Genomic DNA, 19,680 nt, shown 5'->3' on the forward strand with positions numbered 1-19,680 from the left:
ATTGGGATGCTATCTTTCACATTCGGGCGACTAATACCTAATCTTTTTATCAGAAAACGTATAATCATGGATATTGGCAAGAATACTTCCTGCTGATCCATTACTGTCGGCAAGTCTTTCCCTGATGTTTATTGAACTATAGTGTCCCGTTTGCTTAATCATCCGATCTCTCATCAAGTTATTTAACTATAATCTTCGCGTCATTGTAAACGACCGTTTCCATCAGTGCAAAAGAGCTATCCGGTCCCGTATTAGGTTGCTACGTGTACGAGTCACTTTTCTTATACTTCATATCTGTAAATCTTGGTCCTGCAACAAACCCAAGCCTTTGGTATAAGTGTTCTGCTGGATTTCCAATTAAAATATGTAGTTTTATAACCGGCGTAATCGAATATGCCGCTGTTATAGAGTATTTTATCATAGCTTGCGCAAGTCCTTTTCCGCGGTATTCCGGTAGTACAAACACATCATTTATACCTGAAAAATTGTTAACAATCTCCGGATATACACCTGCAATACAGCCTCCAATAATTCTGCCTGTGCTTTTTTCCTTTGCTACCACTACTTGATTAAGTGTATTAGTCGCTGTGTACCATTCGAAACAATTTCTTATTGTTTCATTAATTTCTTCAATACTTTCTTCCCCAAAGACTTCATAAACTATTCCACTAAGAAATGAACTCAAGAGGGCTCTAGCCATTTCTGGTATATCGCTTTCTTTTGGCGTTTCGAGGAAATAGCAATCATCAAGTGAGTAGCTTAATTTGTCGGTCGGCACATAATTTGTCTCGGTCGCCAGATTTCTGCACCGAAGCTCATTAATGTATCAATATTTTCTGTAAGTATACCTTTTAATTGGATTTCCCCTTCTGAGCTCATAGCTTCTCCTTACAGCAATAACAACTTCCAAAATAATCTTCTGTCACAAAAAGGTGCAACAGCATCATAATCGGCTAATGGATGCAGACTATAAATTTCTGTGAAGGGAACCCCTTCACATTTAAACTCTGCTGTGCATTGACTAAGTGCTGAACTGATTTCACCTACAACAGAACCAAACTCTGTGGCTTGTTGAACACTGGATATCTCCGGAACTGCCCCTTCAACATACGAAACGATCGCACCTAATGTTCCATCGGACAAGTGTACGTATTGTTCACCCTCATTCGTACTTAAAAATACGGGTACGACAAATGAAAGATTCTGTTTACTCAAATATAATGTTATTTGATCTTCAAATTTAATGCTTTCTACATTTTTAGTATGACGATTGTAGATTCGAATGACATATTTTTGGTCATTCATTGTTAAAATTTTCGTTAGGTTAGTCAGACCGAATGGTACCGGATCGATATTGTATGCAGAATCCTCAAAGTAATTTCTAACGATTATATCAATTCTTTCTTGCATTATTATCCCCCGATCCTGCATCCATTCTTTTTTAAACTAGATACTCCCAACAGAGTATCACAATGAGGAAATTTAGGGAATATTCACTACACTAACCTGCCCGTTAGCTTAGTAAGGACTAACTTGCGGTAGCCCACAGCATGTTGAACTCTCGTATTCCGTTAGTTCAATTAAGTGGATTCAATTCTACTTTCTCATTGGGGGCAAATCCATTTTTATTATCAACAATAAATTCGCCATTAGCTCGTGGGAATTCCACATATTGAACAACCTTTTTTCCTATAACAAACACTATTAGATTAAAGCTGTCAGAGTATTTAACTAAGTCAGCTTTGGACCAATTAAAACCTAACTGTTTATTGATTATATCTTCGGCAGTGTATTGGGTAAATATATACACCATATCCCAAGAAAAGCTGGTTAGCTGTTTGAAGTCAATTGTAACCCGTTCATTGCCACTCCGCTTATTTTCAATAGCAGTGATGAGATTCTGTTGTACCATTTGTCTTTCTCCAGTTTTCTTACGGTGAATGCCGTAATACACAGTCCCAACAACTACTATAGCTAAACAAATAATTATCAAAGCCTTTTTCATAGGGTTGTATCCTCCATGTTAGCTTAATCTCTTTTTACAATCTTTAGGGAATAACCCTCGATTTTTTTCGAATAAAATTGAGGTACCATGAGAATCGAAAAAGTACAAATGGATGATGCTAACTAAATGTTACGGCTCCAAATATAATCGTCAGTACCACAATAGCTGTCAATGAAGCTATTTTCGCATAACGAATTGCCCCCTCAGATAGTTCAGGTTCCTCTTTATACATCCATCGTTTCCCCCATAATAAACTTTCCTCAGGACAAAAATAAGTCCATATTAATAATCCATACATAGGAATCATAAAAACAATAAATATTACAATAATTCCAGCTATCTTTTCCACTACATCACGCTCCCTCTACCATACCCCAGTTCAATCAACCTTTTTTGTTATTAATATCGTAATAGAACCTGAACACTATAAGTCCAGCAATCTCAAACTCATATTACCACAATAAGGATAATTGTGTTTAGGATAAAACTGAATCAGCCATTAAGCTAAACTGCCCGTTAGTTGAACAAAGGGCTACCTCTCGGCAGCCCTCTCATTATTGAACTATAGTGTTCCGTTAGCGTAATGAGTTGTACTATGACTTGTCATTAATCCTTATTAAAATATTCACTTACCAACACTATCAAGCCAAGAACAAACAATAAAACACCCACTATGAATGGGAAACCTAAAAACAAACTCTGTACTGCTTCATTTCCATATTGTTTTGCACCGAAAATTGCATACCAAAGCTTTGATCCATTCCAACTAGTGATACTTGGGACATATAAAGCGGCGGTTAGTAAAATAGCTAAAGATATCAAGGACCCAGTAAACATAAATATTCCACCTATTATTACCTTCTTCATTAAAAATCCTCCATTCGCACTGACTAATATAGCTCACCATCACTAAAATATATAACAATGACCACAGTTAAAAGTTGCACTACACTGCCCGTTAGCTTAATACCAGTGCTTAAGTGTATACGATCATATCATTACAATAAATGCCTTTGAGCACGGTCACATCTCATCCATTATTTCGGAACCATCAATATTGGACACTCCGCATGAGTGAGGTAACGCCATTACCGGTTTTACTACCAAAAAAAATCATCGGCAAAGGATACGTTTGTCCCCCGACGGCAATCCGATTATATGCTACAGCCATCTGGTATCCTATGAGTATTGTGGAATTCTCCTTGCCAAACCGGGTTGTGGCCCTTCATGGAGCAGCCAATATAGATGGGTGCAAGACCGAGACCTACCAGAATGAATCCAATCAGTAATAGCGGAGTAGGCACTGGATAACTGGCTCCCCATAACCCTACCGTTGCTTCAACCCCACAATACAATAAAAACGTGATAAGGGTTAGTTTGACACCTCTGATGCAAAACACACCCATTCTGACCCCCTCTTGACAAAGGACTGAACATAAGACAGAATTTGAGTATATACTCAAATTAAATGTTATTCGTATTCAAAGGGAGGACATATTATTTTGCCAACAAAAGAGGTCAAGGAATCCAAGAAGGAGCTTATTCTTAAGGCAGCACTGAAGCTTTTCTCGCAAAAAGGCTTTCATGCTACCACGACCAAAGAAATCGCGAATGAGTGCGGCGTTGCGGAAGGACTTATTTTCTACTATTTCGGCGATAAACGGAAACTTTTACTCCATCTTGTGAACAATTTTTCTTTTGCGTTGCGAATACAGGAGGAGAAAGAAAAGCTTGCGCAACTGCCGCTGGAGGAAGCGCTCGTTCATTACGGGATGAGATACCTACATTTTCTGAAGGAAAATTTAGATTACATTATGCTTATTTGGTCTCCAGAAATGATTCAGGATGAAACAGTATCCCAAGGGGTGCTTCATCTGATCAAGAATATCGGTACAATTGGCAGTATCACACTTAAAAATGGAACATCAAGTGAGCAATGGGATGAAGGTTCTTATGAAGTGGCCATGATGTCGCTCACGTCATCTATTCTCGTATACTTCATTATCCGTTCCCGCTTTGGACACAACGTTTTCATGCTCGAAGAAGAGCCATACATTCGCCATCTTGTGCGTTTGCTGTTGCATGGCCTGATCGTACAACAATAGCTAAAATATAGCTGAACGCAGTTGTCTATAATGAAACAGTCCACGGCAGCCATTCTTTTTTCCTCTAATTTAAGTGAGTACTCAATTAATTATTATTCAGGAGTGAAATGATATGGGTACATTTATCGAATCATATGGCTCATGGGCCTTAATAACTGGAGCATCCTCCGGTATTGGCGCCGAATTTGCCAAGCAACTTTCAAGTCACGGGATGAATCTGGTATTGGTTGCACGCCGTGAAGACAAGCTGAATGAATTGGCACAGACTTTAGTGAAGGAGCACGGAGTAGAGATAAAAGTAGCTGCCGTTGACTTAACTCGACCAGACTTTTTAACTATGATCCTTGCTGTAACAGATATGCTTGAAATCGGCTTATTAGTCAACTGCGCAGGATTCAGCATCACGGGAGCATTTTTGAATAACGATATACAGAAAGAATTGGATATGCTACATGTCAATTGTCGAGCGCCTGTTCTATTGGCCTATACGTTCGGCAAGCATATGGCTGTTCGAAAGCGCGGAGGTATTGTGTTCGTTTCGTCCAGTGTCGCTTTCAGTTCTGTGCCTTACTGGACGCATTATTCCGCTACGAAAGTTCACAACGCTTTTTTGGGAGAAGGTCTGTCATACGAATTGAAACATGAGGGAATCGATGTGCTAACCGTATGTCCTGGGGCAACGAAGACAGAATTTCAAGAGGTTGCAGGCATTAGAGACGTTGGAGCCATGAGTGCGTCATCCGTCGTCACAGCAGCCATACGCAACCTTGGAAAAAAAACGCTCATTGTCCCAGGATGGCATAATCGATTCTTATATGCAGGCGTCAGTAAGCTTCTGCCCAAGAGGTTGAAGCTACATTTCTTCGCCTACGTTATCCGCACAATGCAAACGAAAGAAAGGTGATGATAATGTTATGGTACATAAATGGACTTATCGGCATAGAAACCTTGATATGGTTGCTGCCCATCATATTTTTCATTCATGACGGAGAAGAAATTGTGACGATAGAGAAGTGTCTGAGGGTAAATAAGGACAATCCTTTTTTAGCTATGGAAAACCGCCTGATTAATTGGGAAAAGCGCATCACATTTCAATTTACGTTTGCGGTATTGCTGCTCGGTTCGTTCCTTAGTTTAATAACATACTTGGCTATAAAAGATTTCGACAGTAACGGCAAACTAAATATGCTGTTTGTTGGAATCGTTGCCGTGATTTTGCTGGATGGTATTAAACATGTTGGGGTGACCATTGCATTAAAAATGTACTCTCCAGGTGTCATCACAGCATCGTTACTTGAAATCCCTTATTCCACGTATACCCTTTATAGATTATTCGACGCAGCAGTGATAGATGTAGTGACGTTTCTGATAGGTACTGTTATCGCGCTACCACTCATCCTTTTCTTGGCATGGTTCGGTCTTACACTTGGAAGAATGGTTGCACCGCGTCAACAAGAGTCTAAGCGTGTAATTTGACCAAATATTGAGATCATTCATAAATGTAAACTTATCTTATAACCCTGCCATATCGTAGAGATAATATCCATAACCGCACCTTCCAAAACCATTTAGGAAAGGGGGATCAAACCCCTGACCTCTATACTGCCAGTGTAGCGCTCTGCCAGCTGAGCAATGACCCCGTGCAAATTGGGTGCAAACGAAAAAAAAGACTTAATCGTCTAACAATAAGCGAACAAGGAGAATGAAAAGTGAACGGATTAACCATTTATGGATTCATGGTTGTGATTTTAGGGTTAGTATTTTGGAGGCGCACTAGGGCGATGTTTCGCCCGATTCAAGGGTCGGGGATCAAAATTTTGCTCCCGATACTCTATTTATTTCCGGTGATTTCTATGTTTTCACAACTTCCATTCCACTTGAAAATTAGGGAAATTGGCGTAGCATCTTTGATCGGGGTATTACTGTCAGTTCCTCTTATGTTGACTACCAACTATGAAATTCGTCAGGACGGACAGATTTATGCGTAAAAAAATAAATCCTTTTTTATCGTTTTGATTGCAGTTGTGGTGATTCGATTCGTAGCAAGACAGTATTTTTCTGGCATGGATCCAACAAGTCTAGGTATGCTTTTCTTTATAGTTGCTTTTAGCTATGTAGTACCTTGGAGAATTGCTTCTTTTATTAAATTTAGAAAGGTAAAACTGTTACATTCGCAAATTCAAGTTTAGGTATTGAAGAAAGTATAGGTAAAGCATTTCCCTCTTGTGACAAGGCACTTCCAAATGTAGGCAGCCTGTTGTTATTGTGCTATTGTTCCCGTTAGTTCAGTGGACATGATTTCAAAATGTTATGTAGAACATTCAATTACATAAAAAAAGGTGCCTTCTCCATAGCCATCTTCCACTCCATGAACAACTATATGTTGGAACCCATTAGACTTGATTATATCTTCAAATTCTTCTAGAACGTAAAGACGAAGAGGGAAATCCATTATTTCCGTTTTTTCAATTTGTCCATTTATAACCGATTGATATTTAAACTTGGTAGTCAGCATACTCTCTTCCTCGTTATACTGAGCTTTTTTGTATGTGATAATCCATTCATTATCAAACTGTTTCCTTTCCGTTTCTACCCATTCAGGAAACTCTTCGATTCCACCGTGTTTTAACATAATCGTTAAAAGCAGTTTCCCATTACTTTTAAGGACAGATTTCAAATTATAGAGACTCTTGTCAACCAACGCATCAGGCAAAAGAGAAAATGAACCAAACGGGATTATGATTAGATCATATGTATGATTCCCTTCGTACTCTTCTATTTTTTCATACCATACATTTGGCTTAAGATTTAGTTTCTCACCTTTTGATTTACATACCTTAAGCATTTCTTCTGAAATATCAAACCCTTCAATACTAATTCCTTTTTGCATAAAAGGGATAAGCATTCTACCGTTTCCGCACATTGGTTCCAACACTTTCATATTCTCGTCTTCAACAAAAGAAAGGTAGAAATCCAGTTCTTTTCCTTCAGAATATGATTTACTACTTTCATACAATTTTGTAGAAAGTTCTCCATAGTAATCAGACATATACTTTCTCCTCATAATCTTTTATTTGGTGAGTTATTCCATACACAAATCAAATCTCCTGCCCTTAGCTTAATGTAATGAGAAGGCTACCGTAACACCTGCTCATCAATGTGTATCATTCAACTATCGTTCCCCGTTAGTTCAATCGGGTATTTTACTCTAGCTTATTAGAAACGCAGATTGCCCCCGATCAAAACTTTGGTCATTGGATCGAAAAACATTGTTATCGGTCCCAGTAGACCGTCCATTTCAGTGTTAAATTGAACAGATATTACAACATCTAACTTTCTGCCTTCTATCCAGTTGCCAACGTTTTTTCCAGACTCTAGGGTCACTTTGGCTTTCTCTTTCGGCGTGGTTAAAGTGCTTCGTTCCTTTTCTGAGATTTTGGTCCAAGCTAGATTCCTAAATTCATCTTCATTTTTAAGTTTGTCATAATGGAAGACATAATAGTACCAACCGTCGCCCAGATTCTTATATTCCTTCACATAGCTGAATTTCGAAGGATCGCCTTTGGCCATCTCCGGTAGGCTGAGGTAGGCGATGCCTTGTTGATACAAGTTGTCTTCGGCGTCAATTAAAAAATCAATACTTTTACTTGGATCATCATTTAAGGATGATATCCTTTTCACAATACCTTCTTGGAACAACATTTGAGCGAATTGTTGAATATCAGGGTCTTGGATTTTCTCGATGGCATATTCTAGTTGAAGTATGACCGGCCGAGTCTGGAATACTCTTTCATTCTCTAACAGATAACTGCCTAGAATATCAAAGTCTTCACGACGGTTTTGAAAATATTTAATAACCTCAGTCTCTGGAAGCTTCAACACTTCGCTAACGTTCAAGGGAATAATGAAATCACTTGCCACGACATGCTCCGTGCCTTTGCTTTTCAAGCCAGCACATCCGCATACCGCCAATGCGAAACAAATAAGAATTGAAATGAATTTCACCGGTCCAAGATTCATATTGCCTCCCTCCAATTGAACGAATTTTCCTTTTTCTTGTAAATCGTTCTTAATTATGTTAGACGTATTTAGTAGCGACGAAGTTTCGCTGTTATGCACGTTATAATAGATGGCAATCGGTTGATTTAGTCCTTCTAATTTTTGTATCCGTTAAGCTAAACTGCCCGTTAGCTGAGCGGATTTCCAGCAATGCAAAACAAGCGATGGATCGGCTTCACCGCTGTGCTATCGTGTTCCTTTAGTTGAATCAATATCAGCTTGTGTTCACAGCACAAATTTCTCAAGAGCAACTGCAACACCATCATTATCATTTGATTCGGTAATGTGTTTTGCACAATTTTTCAGCTCAATTATCGCGTTTTCCATAGCGATCGGAAATCCGCACTTATGGAATAGTCCTAAATCATTAAAGTCATCTCCGAATACCATTACATTTTCTGCCTTCACCCCAATATCATTAAGCACCCATTGCACGGCATCTTCCTTTGAGGCTGATTTGTGCATGATTTGAACCAATACTCCTCCATCGGTTGCGATTACGTTCACATGGTCGCCGAATTGCTCGATAACATCCCTCCATGAACTGTAACCATGAACCAATATTTTGGTCGGGGAGAGTGAACTAATAATATCCTTATCAACTACCAGGGGTTTAGGATCATTTAAACGGATACCGAAATGACCAAGTTGCGAGTCGGGAATTGGTGTACACGTATACCATGAGTCATTGACCTCGTATGAAATTAACGATTGAGGTGCCTGTAACTCGATGAAATTGTTAATCTGTTGGCTAATCTCCATTGGGATACTAATGTGCCGCTGAGTTTGCTTAGACTTGCATGTCATTAGAGCACCATTGTAATAAACCAAGTAGTCTACAAAAGGAAAATTCTTTACAAATTGATTAGCCGCTCTAGGCGGTCGCGCAGTGGCAACAATAATATGAATTCCAGAATCATAACATCTTTTAACAGTCTTATAATTTCTAGGTGATATGGATTTGTCACTGCCGAGCAATGTTCCGTCCAAGTCTAATACAATTGCCTGTATGTCCGACATATGCATCTCTCCTCATAAGTAATTCTTCCAATATTAACCTAATTTCAGGAGAGATGCTAGACTCACTATTGAATTAATCTGCCCGTTACTTCAATAGAAAAGAGGAGCAGATACCTCGGCAGGTCTACTCCTTATTTGTTTAACTCTCGTGTCCCGTTAGTTCAATGGAGCAGTCCCTTTGGCAGTGAGATAGTTGAGAATTATATCGATTTCTTACATTCGCTAATATCGCAAATAGTAGATAATTTCTATCTGTCCAGTATCTTTTTCGAGCCTCTATTCCCCAATGTATCCGACTTAATTATTGAATTTAAAAACTTTCGAGAATCCGACATCATTCAGTTCTTTATCTTCTTCAGTAAATTGATTATTTGTATACCCAGATAATGTTTTTCTCCAGAAACTTATAGTGTTCAAATTCTTATCCGTTGGTGTAGTAAAAAGCATCCATTTTCCTCGATGTAAATTGAAAACTTCTCTTACGCTGTTTTCGCCTATTCCTTTACCTCTATAAGGTCTTAGAATAAATATTTCGTTTATCATAAAGTCACAATTATCAAACAAATAGGGTGGCGTTGTAACCAAGATAAATCCTGCTGGTAATCCATCGACTTTTATTAGATAAGGAAACAGAACCCCCTCTTTTTCCCACCATATATCAAATACAGGTATTTGTTGTTCAAGTGTATGATATTTGTCATCATCCTCGAAAACACCATATTTATTGGGCAGTTCATTCCGAATTTCGGCTAAATCGTGTAAGTACAGCGGGTACAGGTTATTGATGATAAATTTGTTTTTACGTTCGCACAATTCGATTGTTAGATTATTCATAATATCCCCCTATGAAATTGACCCTCTAAGAATACCGACCATTCATTACCATATTAGGGCGGCGAGAGAACTAAAACAAGGGTATATTTCATTTAATTTGTTTTGTATTGAAGTTTGAATTATCCTGCACGTTAGCTCAATGGCACCGCCAGTAGAATGCCTTATTGTCTCACTATCATTCTTTCTATTTCCTTTTGGAACTCAAATCAGTTTAGGTGATCAGTTGCATTATCTCCATCCCAAATACTAAAATTGACCTTCTGCCCGGTCTTCACTCGGATTCCTCTTCTATGCCCAACCCTTAAAGCGTTAGGCAGATCAACAGCCAGTATTCCTTCTACAAAACACTGGATATATTAGAGAGAACACTAACCCTGAAGCTGTCATTAGTATTCCTGCTAAATCGAGCGTCATCATATCATTCACGAGCCGGATCATCGGTGTTAATAAAATAAAACCTGCCGTCGCAAATACAGCCGATATCCATGTCCATGCACCCTCACGATTCCGGAAGGACAGGTTTATGCCGATCAAGCTAAATATAAGAGGCCATGTGAATAAATAGCTACCGCCAGTCAGATTAAACGTAGTCACAATGCAGAGTAAAAGCCATAGGAACAATGCGCCGATCCAAAGATTCTCTGTACGAATATAGTTTGAAATTAAACGTATGAGGAGGAAAGATATAGCGATCGTCAAGATCAATAATCCCAGAAGATAGTACAAACTAATTTGAGAATTTAGCAGTAAAGAAATATATTCATCTTCGGATACGTTTGTCTTTAATACGTTCCATAAAAGTGTAATAACACCGTATATAATTCCTAAACTCAGCAAGGTAATCAGGAATCCACCTGTCATCCCTTTCAGATGAATACGACCTCTGCGCATTCCGTGCCACACGGTTATGGCAAATAACAGCGCACCTAATGTCATGAACCATGTCGCCCAAGACTCTGGATAACTAACCACATTCCAACCGATAACGTTAAAATACACCCGGTCTTCTTGTTCCACATGAGTCAGATCCAAACTTCCAAAGTGTCGAGTCAAGCTAAGCATATATTCCCCATGATGCTGCAGGCTGGCTTGATCCAGATTTTCCGGTGTATCGATTGGCTGGTGATAAGCGTCTAGCCCCGATCCAAAGGCAAAGTTTAGTCCCGCTAATCCTCCCTCACGGAACATCGTCAGGTCTGTATCATTAGGCATTAGTTTATACACATTATAGAGCAGTGAATAAGCAAGCGGTTGTGGGGCTGCCTTCAAAAACTCTTTTATCATCCAGCCATTCTGCTCACTCGTCTCAAACATAAACGACTCACCTTTGTTCCCGCGCGCTTCAAAATTAAGCACGAGTCCAACGTCTTTAGCCCATGGATGCTCATCCGTAAAGGCTTTTGCTCCCAGCAATCCTGCTTCCTCTCCATCTGACATGAGCAAAATGACATCATTCTTTAGCGGCCCAGACACTTGTAAAGCACGCACCGTCTCCAACATAGCAGCAATAGCCGCACCATCATCTGCCGCTCCCGGGCTAGTAGGTACAGAATCATAGTGACCTGCAATCATGACCGCTTTACTATTATCGGTGCCTGGAATTCTCGTAATAATATTTTCAATATTTCCGGTAGCTTTATGCCCACTCCATTCGTTTGTTACAAAGGCCTTCTGAACTTCAGGACTTAAACCAAGTCCTTCAAGCTCTGATTTGAGATAATCACGCACTTTATCATGCTCAGGTGTTTCAATAGGATGAGGTTCCTTTGCGATCACTTGGAGCTTCTCCATCGCACGTGCCGCTGAGAACGAATCTGGCGGTGCATTCAAATCCGCAGGCTCTGGAGCTTTAATTTGCAGTAGGCCTATTAGAATAGCACCAACTATGATGATTGGTATACCGATTCTATTTACCCATTTTGTTGTTGTGTATTTCACTTTATGTTGTTCTCGGATGAGTTGTTCAAATTGATGATGGTTCATAGCTCTTCTCCCAACCTCTCTAAATTCCTCTACTTAAGTGTGCAGATGCCTCTACCTTATACCACTTGTACGTTTCGGATATCTTATCGATACTGCCCGTTAGTTGTAATGGACGAGGGATTGCTCGACCATCGAATGTGAACTTCTACTAATCATTAGATAAGAAAATAAACTAAAGTTACACCAATGATTAGTACAATAATTGAAGCAATATATTGTTTCGAACCCTTTAGATACTTCCAATCTTTCAGTTTCAACTAGCCATATTCTTAAAATCATATGAGAAAAGCCGAGGAGTATACAAATTAATCCAATTTTACTACCCATTAAATTTCCCCTTACAAATTAGAAGTTTATTTCACAAACCTGCCAGTTAGTTGAACAAGGCTGTTTTAAGTTTTGCAGATACTTTGTTGAAAAATCGTTTTCCCTTTTTAGATATTGTAATTCCAGACGGATCATATTCAACATAAAGTTCCATAAAGTGTGTAAGGTTACTTTTTTCAAGTGCTCATAACTTATTAGTTAACCTCTTGTAGTGCTTATCTATAGAAAGGATAATAACATGTAGAATTGTAATTAAGGATGCCATCTGTAATGCTTTTATAAAACTAATTTCTACAAAATAATAGCACATAAGCAAAATAGCAATAAAAAAAATTCCCACACCTAGAATTTGTTTAAACATATTTAGAATCCCGCCTAGCTTTCAAGATTATCATTTATTGCTCCTTCGTTACTGAACTAAACTGCCCGTTAGCTGAGAGGATTTCCAGCAATGCAAAACAAGCGATGGATCGGTTCCACTGCTGTGCTATCGTGTCCCGTTAGCTTAATCATTCTCATGCCCTTTTTGTATTAGTTCAATAATTTCACCTACACATTGTTCTATATCCTTATTAGAGCAATCAAGGGTTTTATCGCTGTACTTTATGTATAAAGGTACTCTTTCCTCGTAAACGTCCTTAAGACTATTGCCTTTCTTTATAACAATTCCTCTGGTTGTTACGTTTATTAGTCTCTTTTCAATATCTTCAAATGAAACATCTAAATAAATGACCTGACCGTATTGTTTAAGGGCAGTCATAGCCTTTTCAGAATATATAACGCTTCCACCTGTCGATATAATGCAGTTTTTTAGTTGAAGTTCCGACACAGTTTCTTCTTCGATCTGCATAAATTTTTCGATGCCGTCATTATCAATAATTTCTTGCAATAACCTACCTTTGTGTTGCTGAATGACGATATCCGTATCCACGTAATTCATTCCAATAGCTTTAGCGAGTAATACACCTAAAGTGCTTTTTCCAGAACCTGACATACCTACGAGAACTATATTCATATTCTCCCTCACTTTTTCCCATTGCCCTCATACAACTAAACATGCCTATGAAGTTTGACGTTACATTCTGACGTTGTCGCAGGGACAACCTCTATATAATTCACAGAGCCGTTAAAGTTCAAATAGGCTTCATAACGCATGCGGATTGCGGGTAAAGTAATCAAATCCAGAACATTTTCCTTTGGAACCCACCTGCAATCGCTCGTTTCATCAGAAGTAGCTAACTCTCCACCCACAGCTTTGCACACGAAATCAAACATGACCTTCGTAGGAACATCAGTCACACCGTCATACCACTTATGGATCGCTGTATTCGAAACAACACTAATTAAATGGCTAACAGTAGCGTCTATTCCACTTTCCTCTTTGATTTCACGAATTACGCCATCAATCAGGTTTTCTCCAACTTCAGTTATCCCACCAGGATACACCCAACCATCGTCATGGGCTTTTACTAATAGGATATTTCCATTTCCATCTTCTACAATTCCGCCTGCCGATACAATATGTGTCGGAAACGCCATTTCAAGACCTCCTAATACGGTATAGTTGTATATATATTCCACATAGTTCCTGTACTTTCCTGCTTTCGTGAATTCATATGCTTGAATATACTCACGAAACGATTGAACTAAACTGCCCATTAGCCATACATGCAGCGCAAGAGCAGCGCTGCACCACAGAGGATGAAAATGGATATATCTGTTAATACTGCTACTATGGCTGGGAGAGGAAGGTTACAGTAACTGCAGATTTATTTTCATGGGAGTTTAACAAGAAAAGCAATACTGTTGTTACACTAAAGCACCCGTTAGTTGAAGTACAATAACTTCACAATCTTCTTACAAAGAACGTACCCGATTATTGCTCTAATAAATAAAATATCGGAAGTAAAATTAATCCTAATAGAAAAAGCACTGGAATCAAGGAAACAATTAAAGCAAAAATTCTTAACTTCCCCTTTTGGCTAAAAAATGCAGTTAAAAATGAGGCTATTATTAATGAAATGACCACAATGTCCCCAATTTCCGAGGTTCCGTCCACTACAATTGGTGTAATAAAAGCAAAAATAACGAACAAAGAAAACAATAACAATGAAATAATACTCAAATATCTTCTTAACACAATTACTTCACCTCTTCTGCTCTTTTCTACAATTGACTATATTTATCATAAAAAGTTTTACTTCTTGTTAAACTAAACTGCTCCGTTAGTTTAAGTGTAACATTTCACATTGATCGTCGAAATCTTCTTGATGTTTTGTATATAAAAATAGACCATCGAAATGATGGTCATGTTTAACTGAAGCACCCATTAGTTGAAGATTATCCCTATTTTTTTAATGAAAATCGACTTTGGTTAGGTACAATTATTTTTAGAATGTTAATTGGTTTATCAAATAAATTGTATATGGAGTTACTAAGAAGATAGCTGTGTATAGACCGGGTGTATATGATTTTAGTAAAATTGATTGTAAGACATGTGCTAAATTATGTATTAACACAAATATTAAGAATGAAAGATACATAACAAAAACCAAAGGGCTTTCGGAATTTTGGATCTTAACGAAAGTTATAATTGATACTGTAAGAAAAATAAAAACATCTCTCTTTGCAAAAGAATATGAATTTACATTCCAAAAGTTCCAAATCATCCTGTCTATCCTTTTGTTAGTATCCTTCAATTTACTTTCCTTTTTCTTCGCCCATTTCTCAACAGCTATTATTTCTTCAAAATCATGTAGCATGAAGATTACAACGAATAACCAAATTGCATTATTTAACTCAAGCTGAAACATTGTATTTTCTCCTTACTCAAAAAGATAGTTATAAAAGGATTTATAATTCAAACTCAATAGTTGTAGCAATTCGAATCGCTGCTGTTTTTCCAATAATGTTTTCTACAAGATATAGTGCCATATTTATGCCTGAAGAAACGCCTGCAGAAGTTATGAGATTAGTATCTTGAATAACTTTGCTTTCCGATACTACTCGAATGTTAGGATATTTTTTTTGTAGTATTTTTAATGCTAAATGATGAGTCGTAGCCCTTTTTCCATTTAACAGTCCGCTTCCGGCTAAAATAAATGCACCTGTACAAACTGAACATATATATTCTATATTTTTATGTTTTGTTATCCATTCTTGAATTTTTTTATTCTTAGCTATAGATTGTACAGCTCTTAAAGGGCCACCGGGAATTATTAGGATATCTAATTCAGGATGAATATCAATTCCATAATCAGGATCTACTTTTATTCCTGAATGTGTTTTGATCGGCATACCATTTTCTGTAATAGTAAATACTTCAAATGGTCTCGTAGGTAACAAATCTTTTTTGTAGAGGGTTAATGCCTGCTCAGCTTTACTGTTCGAAGTTAATGACAAAACCTCTGCTGGACCAGAAAAATCTAAAATATCAACATAATCATAAAGTAAAATGCCTACTTTTCTCTTTTTCATTTTTATCTCCTTAAAAAAGTATCTTAATTTCACGCCATTATCTGCATAATTCGACACCAGTTGTATAATTCCTCTTATTGAACTAAACTGCTGCTTTAGTTCAATAAGAAATATTTAATCTTTTTAATGTGGAGCCCTGTGCGTCCCTATACCCGTTAGCCATACATGCAGCGCAAGAGCAGCGCTGCACCACAGAGGATGAAAATGGATACCACTGTCTATACTGTTTGTACGGCTGGCGAAGAAGGTCGATAAGCTATGGTGCCATAGAGCCCAACCGTTAGTCTGACTCCGACCACCACGGTTCATCACAGAATGTCGCACCCTATATGGGTAGCACTCATGGGAGATTAATCCTTTTTGGTTGTTGCACCAGCCTTGCCTTTTTGTTTGTTGTCTATGATGTTTTTTGTGCTTAAAAGATCTAACAATCTCTATATGATTACTCAAGAGGCTCAGCCTTTTTTTAAAAAGTGTTATTCTGGGTCTACTTTATTATGCTCTTTTTCAGGGTTTGAGCTAATTTAATTTTCATGGGAGCTTAACAACAAAGCACTAACATTTGTCTGATTAAGATAGTAGGCTTCCCACGATTACCAACCAAATTTTGAATATGACTAGGGCAATAGAACCGAGAATTGCAAATGTTGATCGAGAGGCTGATCTCCAATTTTTTATCCCTCCTAGACCCATCACACTTAAAAAGAACACAATAATCGACGCACTTAAGATGGCGTAATGTCGATTAAATGGAATTGATGGCAGAGGTATAAAAATTGCTACCCAGCAGGACAACATTAATATCATAGACCATAAGTTTAGCTTTGCTGCAATTTTCATAATCCTTGGAACCCGAACTGTTATGTATTAATGTATATTCTTTTCCTCTTCATTGTATTGTGTTATCTAAATATTTCCTAACAAAGCGGACATATTTTTTTGACTTTCAGCAAGCCAAATCATTTCCTTTGCGAAGCGAGCTGGCGGTACACTATGTTGATCCATGTTAGTATTAATCCACCATGTGCTTTCCATATACCACAACAACTGTAATGAAACTGTTAAATAACCCTCTACCACGTTGCGTTCCTCACGGTACCCTTCCATAAACGCCGAAGCTAGGGAGACATCTAAATTTTCATCTAAGGCACATGACATCACAGCACGAGCAACATCAAGTTGCGGATAGTCATACTTTAGTCGATCAAAATCTAGGATTGCAGTTAATCCGTTATCATTAAATAAAAGATTATCTACCCAGAGGTCACGATGTGCCCATCCTGTTTGAAGTAAATCGAGTATTTCCATATTCATTTCTTCAGTAGCTTTAAATTGAGATTCTATATCAACAAGCAACTCAGTTTTACCAACTTCCTTAGTCTTTTCCCAGACTGAGTTCCAATGTGCTAAACGCTCCTCTCGGCTAGGAGGAATAAATTGCGGACTCTCTTTAATGCCAAGTGTCCCGTCATTTAACAATCGATGCATTTTTCCTGTTGCTCGACCTAAATCGTATATTTGATGGACATTGGTTTTACCTGGAGGAATTAGTTTTCCCAGGCAATATTCCATCACCATGAAGAGTTCTCCATTATCAGATTCAAGCAAAACACTTTCATTCTGTGATAACACTTTGGGGCACGCTAGTCCTTGCTCATACAATCTAATCTGTTGAGAGAATGCAAACAATAGCTCCTCTCGGTTATATAATTTATATCTTTCTTTGTTGATCTGTTTAAGTAAAAATTCCCCTGCATCAGTCGTAACTTTCCATTTTAAGTTTAACCATCCTCGTTTTATTGAAGTAGTTTCAATTACATTCAAACCGAATAAACGATGAAATGTTTTCATTATGTCATCCAAGATCATTTCCTCTGTTAATATTGTCTCCATTTGGTCAACTCCTAGTTATTCCGTATACACCCTAGCTGCTGTGATGTCGTTTACCAAGGCCCTCCGATATTGAACGAAGTGGTACATAGACTGATTCATCAATGATTTTCGGTGCTGCACTGCTTTGAACGATATTGCCATGAACAATGACTTTAGGAGCTACTGTTGCTGCAAAGCCCCTGCGCTAAATACGGATGTAAGCAGAACCCCAGCAAGTCCTATTTTGAAAATACGTTTCATTCGTTCTCCTCCAATCGTGTATTATGATAAATTAGACGCATGTTTCCCTGTCTGTTAGTTGAGAAAAGGCTACCGTGCAGCAGCACTTCTGGCACTAAACTTTCGTTCTCCGTGAGCTGAACAAGACAATGTTATTCATAATGTTTCCCTTCATCTGGAAACTTGCCTCCTGGTGGTACCCAAACACTTTGGTAAATATTTTCTTCATTTACTACTGAATAGGTATAAGTCCAACCTTTTTCATTTTTAAAACTAACTTCTAAGTGATAAGGGTTATATTGTCTACCTACTTGTCGACTAATTTTCCACTCTTGATTAGGGTACTTTTCCTCCAAATATTGATTAAGTTGTTCTGTTTTTTTTGATACTTGATAATTAAACTAATTTTCCTAACCTTATTCGGTAAAAGTAATGCTATAACAAAAATAAAAATGACAAATACAACCGACGCTGTGATTTCTATTACTGTTATTGGATGCAATAACATCCCCCCTCTTATTTATCAAACTTAACATTTATAAACCATTTTACAGACCCGTATTTTAATCCACTAAACAGCCCGTTAGTCATACATGCAGCGCAAGCGCCGCCGCGATTTCGGTCGAAACTGCATGGCCTCCGAGTTGTGACAATACCATCCATGGCAAAATATAAGGCTGAGGTTCCCCCAAAAAGAATCGTAGCGGCTTCCTCATAGTTCGCATTCGTTGGTTTTATGACTACCGAGGCATTTTCAGGCATACATATGAACTCAGCATGAGCACCAAGTCTCATCCCTGTTAATGAAAAAACTTGATAAGTGGACCTTTTCCATTTGATACCTATTCCCCAAAAGCGAACACCAACTGAAACTCCCCATTCACAAGAACGGCTTCAATGCTTCCCTTTTGTTTCTCTACCAATTGCTTCACGATGGATAAGCCGAGTCCAAGCTGGCCGTTTGCTCTGGAGGGATCACGGGTATACGTTCGCTCGAATAGCTTGGGAAGATCCTGTTCATGGATTACATCAGTATCATTTGCAAAGATGATCATCACTTTGTGATCTTGTTCGAATAGAGAGATCGTAAGCTGGCTTGTAGCATATCGGAGAATGTTCTGCAATACATTAGAAAATATTCGAATCATTGCTTTTTCATCCAACAAAAAGGTTCGCACTGATTCATCTAAGTTCAACTCAACTGTAATGTTCTTACGCTCCAAATCGTTGTGGAATGCAAGAATCACTTCACTAAGTAAGCTGTAGAGATAGATGGATTGTAACTCCAAGGGGTAGTCTCCAGATTCGATACTGGACAATTCATAAAACGACTCCACCATGTTGTTCATCACAGCCATTTTATGCAGGATAATATCCATAATTTCATGGCGCTCCGCTTCCGGAACCGACGGGTCTTTAAGCAAATTTGCGTAACCCTGCATGGAAGTGAGAGGTGTCCGTAAATCATGAGATATGTTGGCGATTTCTTGCTTGATTATACGTTCTCTGGATAAGTGGCTTACCCGTTCCTTTTGGCGCTGTTCGATCTGCTGGTTGATCGCAACTACTAGTTGTTCCATTTCATGTCCTGGAAGGGGCATCTTTACGTTGATGTTATGAGTGGGGTGATTGTCGATATCCATAAGTTGCTTTCGTACTTTTGCAATGCTCTGACGCTGCAGTAGATAGGGAATAAGAAACACAGCAGCGAGCAACGCAGTAGAAATAATGAGAGTTTGTTGCATGTTTCTTATTCCT

Annotated in this window: 24 protein-coding genes, 1 tRNA gene and 2 pseudogenes; 4 read left to right on the forward strand and 23 right to left on the reverse strand. The window is 38.3% G+C overall.

Annotated elements, in window-relative coordinates; genetic code table 11:
• Positions 1–259: 259 nt before the first annotated feature.
• From AC1TO9_RS20470 to AC1TO9_RS20495, 6 genes and pseudogenes are all read right to left on the reverse strand, one after another.
• A complete protein-coding gene (locus AC1TO9_RS20470) occupies positions 260–700 on the reverse strand; it encodes a GNAT family N-acetyltransferase (protein ID WP_482060343.1) in 441 nt (146 codons plus the stop codon).
• Positions 701–888: 188 nt separating this feature from the next.
• Positions 889–1,410, reverse strand: coding sequence for a phosphotransferase (locus tag AC1TO9_RS20475; protein WP_482057328.1), 522 nt, complete (start codon positions 1,408–1,410; stop codon positions 889–891).
• A 166-nt stretch (positions 1,411–1,576) separates the two neighbouring features.
• Positions 1,577–2,005 carry a hypothetical protein gene (locus tag AC1TO9_RS20480; protein WP_482060344.1) on the reverse strand — a complete coding sequence of 143 codons (429 nt, stop codon included), beginning with the start codon at positions 2,003–2,005 and terminating at the stop codon, positions 1,577–1,579.
• A 118-nt stretch (positions 2,006–2,123) separates the two neighbouring features.
• Positions 2,124–2,354 carry a hypothetical protein gene (locus AC1TO9_RS20485; RefSeq protein WP_482060345.1) on the reverse strand — a complete coding sequence of 77 codons (231 nt, stop codon included), beginning with the start codon at positions 2,352–2,354 and terminating at the stop codon, positions 2,124–2,126.
• Between the two features lie 257 nt (positions 2,355–2,611).
• Entirely contained in the window at positions 2,612–2,872 is a 261-nt protein-coding gene (locus AC1TO9_RS20490; RefSeq protein ID WP_482057331.1) for a hypothetical protein, read from the reverse strand.
• A gap of 289 nt (positions 2,873–3,161) precedes the next feature.
• Positions 3,162–3,396: pseudogene (locus AC1TO9_RS20495) on the reverse strand (MFS transporter); the annotation flags it as partial.
• Positions 3,397–3,507: 111 nt separating this feature from the next.
• Here AC1TO9_RS20495 and AC1TO9_RS20500 point away from each other — a divergent pair.
• The 3 genes from AC1TO9_RS20500 (at position 3,508) to AC1TO9_RS20510 (ending at position 5,586) form a co-directional block, all read left to right on the forward strand.
• Positions 3,508–4,110: a TetR/AcrR family transcriptional regulator gene (locus AC1TO9_RS20500; protein ID WP_482057332.1), complete on the forward strand. Its 603-nt coding sequence runs from the start codon at positions 3,508–3,510 to the stop codon at positions 4,108–4,110.
• A gap of 112 nt (positions 4,111–4,222) precedes the next feature.
• Complete coding sequence (locus AC1TO9_RS20505; protein WP_482060346.1) at positions 4,223–5,014, forward strand: SDR family NAD(P)-dependent oxidoreductase; 792 nt, start codon at positions 4,223–4,225, stop codon at positions 5,012–5,014.
• A 5-nt stretch (positions 5,015–5,019) separates the two neighbouring features.
• The gene (locus AC1TO9_RS20510) at positions 5,020–5,586 is read left to right on the forward strand and encodes an HXXEE domain-containing protein (RefSeq protein ID WP_482060347.1); all 567 of its coding nucleotides are present in this window, start codon (positions 5,020–5,022) and stop codon (positions 5,584–5,586) included.
• Positions 5,587–5,679: 93 nt separating this feature from the next.
• Here the strand turns inward: AC1TO9_RS20510 and AC1TO9_RS20515 are convergent.
• A tRNA-Ala gene (locus AC1TO9_RS20515) sits at positions 5,680–5,750 on the reverse strand.
• A gap of 96 nt (positions 5,751–5,846) precedes the next feature.
• Between AC1TO9_RS20515 and AC1TO9_RS20520 the strand changes: the two are divergent.
• Positions 5,847–6,299: pseudogene (locus AC1TO9_RS20520) on the forward strand (CcdC family protein).
• 119 nt (positions 6,300–6,418) lie between these two features.
• Here the strand turns inward: AC1TO9_RS20520 and AC1TO9_RS20525 are convergent.
• The 16 genes from AC1TO9_RS20525 to AC1TO9_RS20600 form a co-directional block, all read right to left on the reverse strand.
• Positions 6,419–7,159: a class I SAM-dependent methyltransferase gene (locus AC1TO9_RS20525; protein WP_482057336.1), complete on the reverse strand. Its 741-nt coding sequence runs from the start codon at positions 7,157–7,159 to the stop codon at positions 6,419–6,421.
• 167 nt (positions 7,160–7,326) lie between these two features.
• Positions 7,327–8,130 carry a hypothetical protein gene (locus AC1TO9_RS20530; protein ID WP_482060348.1) on the reverse strand — a complete coding sequence of 268 codons (804 nt, stop codon included), beginning with the start codon at positions 8,128–8,130 and terminating at the stop codon, positions 7,327–7,329.
• Between the two features lie 264 nt (positions 8,131–8,394).
• Positions 8,395–9,189, reverse strand: coding sequence for a Cof-type HAD-IIB family hydrolase (locus AC1TO9_RS20535; RefSeq protein WP_482060349.1), 795 nt, complete (start codon positions 9,187–9,189; stop codon positions 8,395–8,397).
• Positions 9,190–9,486: 297 nt separating this feature from the next.
• A complete protein-coding gene (locus AC1TO9_RS20540; RefSeq protein ID WP_482057339.1) occupies positions 9,487–10,023 on the reverse strand; it encodes a GNAT family N-acetyltransferase in 537 nt (178 codons plus the stop codon).
• A gap of 318 nt (positions 10,024–10,341) precedes the next feature.
• Positions 10,342–12,006 (reverse strand): M20/M25/M40 family metallo-hydrolase, encoded by a 1,665-nt coding sequence (locus tag AC1TO9_RS20545; RefSeq protein WP_482060350.1) that lies wholly within the window; start codon positions 12,004–12,006, stop codon positions 10,342–10,344.
• An 832-nt stretch (positions 12,007–12,838) separates the two neighbouring features.
• Positions 12,839–13,360, reverse strand: coding sequence for a shikimate kinase (locus tag AC1TO9_RS20550; protein WP_482060351.1), 522 nt, complete (start codon positions 13,358–13,360; stop codon positions 12,839–12,841).
• 23 nt (positions 13,361–13,383) lie between these two features.
• Positions 13,384–13,872 (reverse strand): NUDIX hydrolase, encoded by a 489-nt coding sequence (locus AC1TO9_RS20555; RefSeq protein ID WP_482060352.1) that lies wholly within the window; start codon positions 13,870–13,872, stop codon positions 13,384–13,386.
• Between the two features lie 337 nt (positions 13,873–14,209).
• Positions 14,210–14,473, reverse strand: a complete 264-nt coding sequence (locus AC1TO9_RS20560) for a histidine kinase (protein WP_482060353.1) — start codon at positions 14,471–14,473, stop codon at positions 14,210–14,212.
• A gap of 250 nt (positions 14,474–14,723) precedes the next feature.
• Complete coding sequence (locus AC1TO9_RS20565; RefSeq protein ID WP_482060354.1) at positions 14,724–15,146, reverse strand: HXXEE domain-containing protein; 423 nt, start codon at positions 15,144–15,146, stop codon at positions 14,724–14,726.
• Between the two features lie 40 nt (positions 15,147–15,186).
• Positions 15,187–15,810, reverse strand: coding sequence for a DJ-1/PfpI family protein (locus AC1TO9_RS20570; RefSeq protein ID WP_482060355.1), 624 nt, complete (start codon positions 15,808–15,810; stop codon positions 15,187–15,189).
• Between the two features lie 123 nt (positions 15,811–15,933).
• Positions 15,934–16,122, reverse strand: a complete 189-nt coding sequence (locus AC1TO9_RS20575) for a hypothetical protein (RefSeq protein ID WP_482060356.1) — start codon at positions 16,120–16,122, stop codon at positions 15,934–15,936.
• 594 nt (positions 16,123–16,716) lie between these two features.
• Positions 16,717–17,703: a phosphotransferase gene (locus AC1TO9_RS20580; RefSeq protein ID WP_482060357.1), complete on the reverse strand. Its 987-nt coding sequence runs from the start codon at positions 17,701–17,703 to the stop codon at positions 16,717–16,719.
• Between the two features lie 31 nt (positions 17,704–17,734).
• Positions 17,735–17,851: a stalk domain-containing protein gene (locus tag AC1TO9_RS20585; protein ID WP_482060442.1), complete on the reverse strand. Its 117-nt coding sequence runs from the start codon at positions 17,849–17,851 to the stop codon at positions 17,735–17,737.
• A gap of 223 nt (positions 17,852–18,074) precedes the next feature.
• A complete protein-coding gene (locus AC1TO9_RS20590; protein ID WP_482060358.1) occupies positions 18,075–18,278 on the reverse strand; it encodes a hypothetical protein in 204 nt (67 codons plus the stop codon).
• A gap of 160 nt (positions 18,279–18,438) precedes the next feature.
• Complete coding sequence (locus AC1TO9_RS20595; RefSeq protein ID WP_482057346.1) at positions 18,439–18,717, reverse strand: hypothetical protein; 279 nt, start codon at positions 18,715–18,717, stop codon at positions 18,439–18,441.
• Between the two features lie 47 nt (positions 18,718–18,764).
• Positions 18,765–19,667, reverse strand: coding sequence for a sensor histidine kinase (locus AC1TO9_RS20600; RefSeq protein WP_482060359.1), 903 nt, complete (start codon positions 19,665–19,667; stop codon positions 18,765–18,767).
• Between the last annotated feature and the right edge of the window lie 13 nt (positions 19,668–19,680).

Source organism: Paenibacillus sp. Y916 (assembly GCF_056786435.1).

Excerpts from the sequence above, each read along its gene's own strand:
- AC1TO9_RS20470 (WP_482060343.1), bottom strand. The coding sequence starts at position 700 with ATGGCTAGAGCCCTCTTGAGTTCATTTCTTAGTGGAATAGTTTATGAA.
- AC1TO9_RS20475 (WP_482057328.1), bottom strand. The coding sequence starts at position 1,410 with ATGCAAGAAAGAATTGATATAATCGTTAGAAATTACTTTGAGGATTCT.
- AC1TO9_RS20480 (WP_482060344.1), bottom strand. The coding sequence starts at position 2,005 with ATGAAAAAGGCTTTGATAATTATTTGTTTAGCTATAGTAGTTGTTGGG.
- AC1TO9_RS20490 (WP_482057331.1), bottom strand. The coding sequence starts at position 2,872 with ATGAAGAAGGTAATAATAGGTGGAATATTTATGTTTACTGGGTCCTTG.
- AC1TO9_RS20505 (WP_482060346.1), top strand. The coding sequence starts at position 4,223 with ATGGGTACATTTATCGAATCATATGGCTCATGGGCCTTAATAACTGGA.
- AC1TO9_RS20510 (WP_482060347.1), top strand. The coding sequence starts at position 5,020 with ATGTTATGGTACATAAATGGACTTATCGGCATAGAAACCTTGATATGG.
- AC1TO9_RS20525 (WP_482057336.1), bottom strand. The coding sequence starts at position 7,159 with ATGTCTGATTACTATGGAGAACTTTCTACAAAATTGTATGAAAGTAGT.
- AC1TO9_RS20530 (WP_482060348.1), bottom strand. The coding sequence starts at position 8,130 with ATGAATCTTGGACCGGTGAAATTCATTTCAATTCTTATTTGTTTCGCA.
- AC1TO9_RS20535 (WP_482060349.1), bottom strand. The coding sequence starts at position 9,189 with ATGTCGGACATACAGGCAATTGTATTAGACTTGGACGGAACATTGCTC.
- AC1TO9_RS20540 (WP_482057339.1), bottom strand. The coding sequence starts at position 10,023 with ATGAATAATCTAACAATCGAATTGTGCGAACGTAAAAACAAATTTATC.
- AC1TO9_RS20545 (WP_482060350.1), bottom strand. The coding sequence starts at position 12,006 with ATGAACCATCATCAATTTGAACAACTCATCCGAGAACAACATAAAGTG.
- AC1TO9_RS20555 (WP_482060352.1), bottom strand. The coding sequence starts at position 13,872 with ATGGCGTTTCCGACACATATTGTATCGGCAGGCGGAATTGTAGAAGAT.
- AC1TO9_RS20565 (WP_482060354.1), bottom strand. The coding sequence starts at position 15,146 with ATGTTTCAGCTTGAGTTAAATAATGCAATTTGGTTATTCGTTGTAATC.
- AC1TO9_RS20570 (WP_482060355.1), bottom strand. The coding sequence starts at position 15,810 with ATGAAAAAGAGAAAAGTAGGCATTTTACTTTATGATTATGTTGATATT.
- AC1TO9_RS20580 (WP_482060357.1), bottom strand. The coding sequence starts at position 17,703 with ATGGAGACAATATTAACAGAGGAAATGATCTTGGATGACATAATGAAA.
- AC1TO9_RS20595 (WP_482057346.1), bottom strand. The coding sequence starts at position 18,717 with ATGAGACTTGGTGCTCATGCTGAGTTCATATGTATGCCTGAAAATGCC.
- AC1TO9_RS20600 (WP_482060359.1), bottom strand. The coding sequence starts at position 19,667 with ATGCAACAAACTCTCATTATTTCTACTGCGTTGCTCGCTGCTGTGTTT.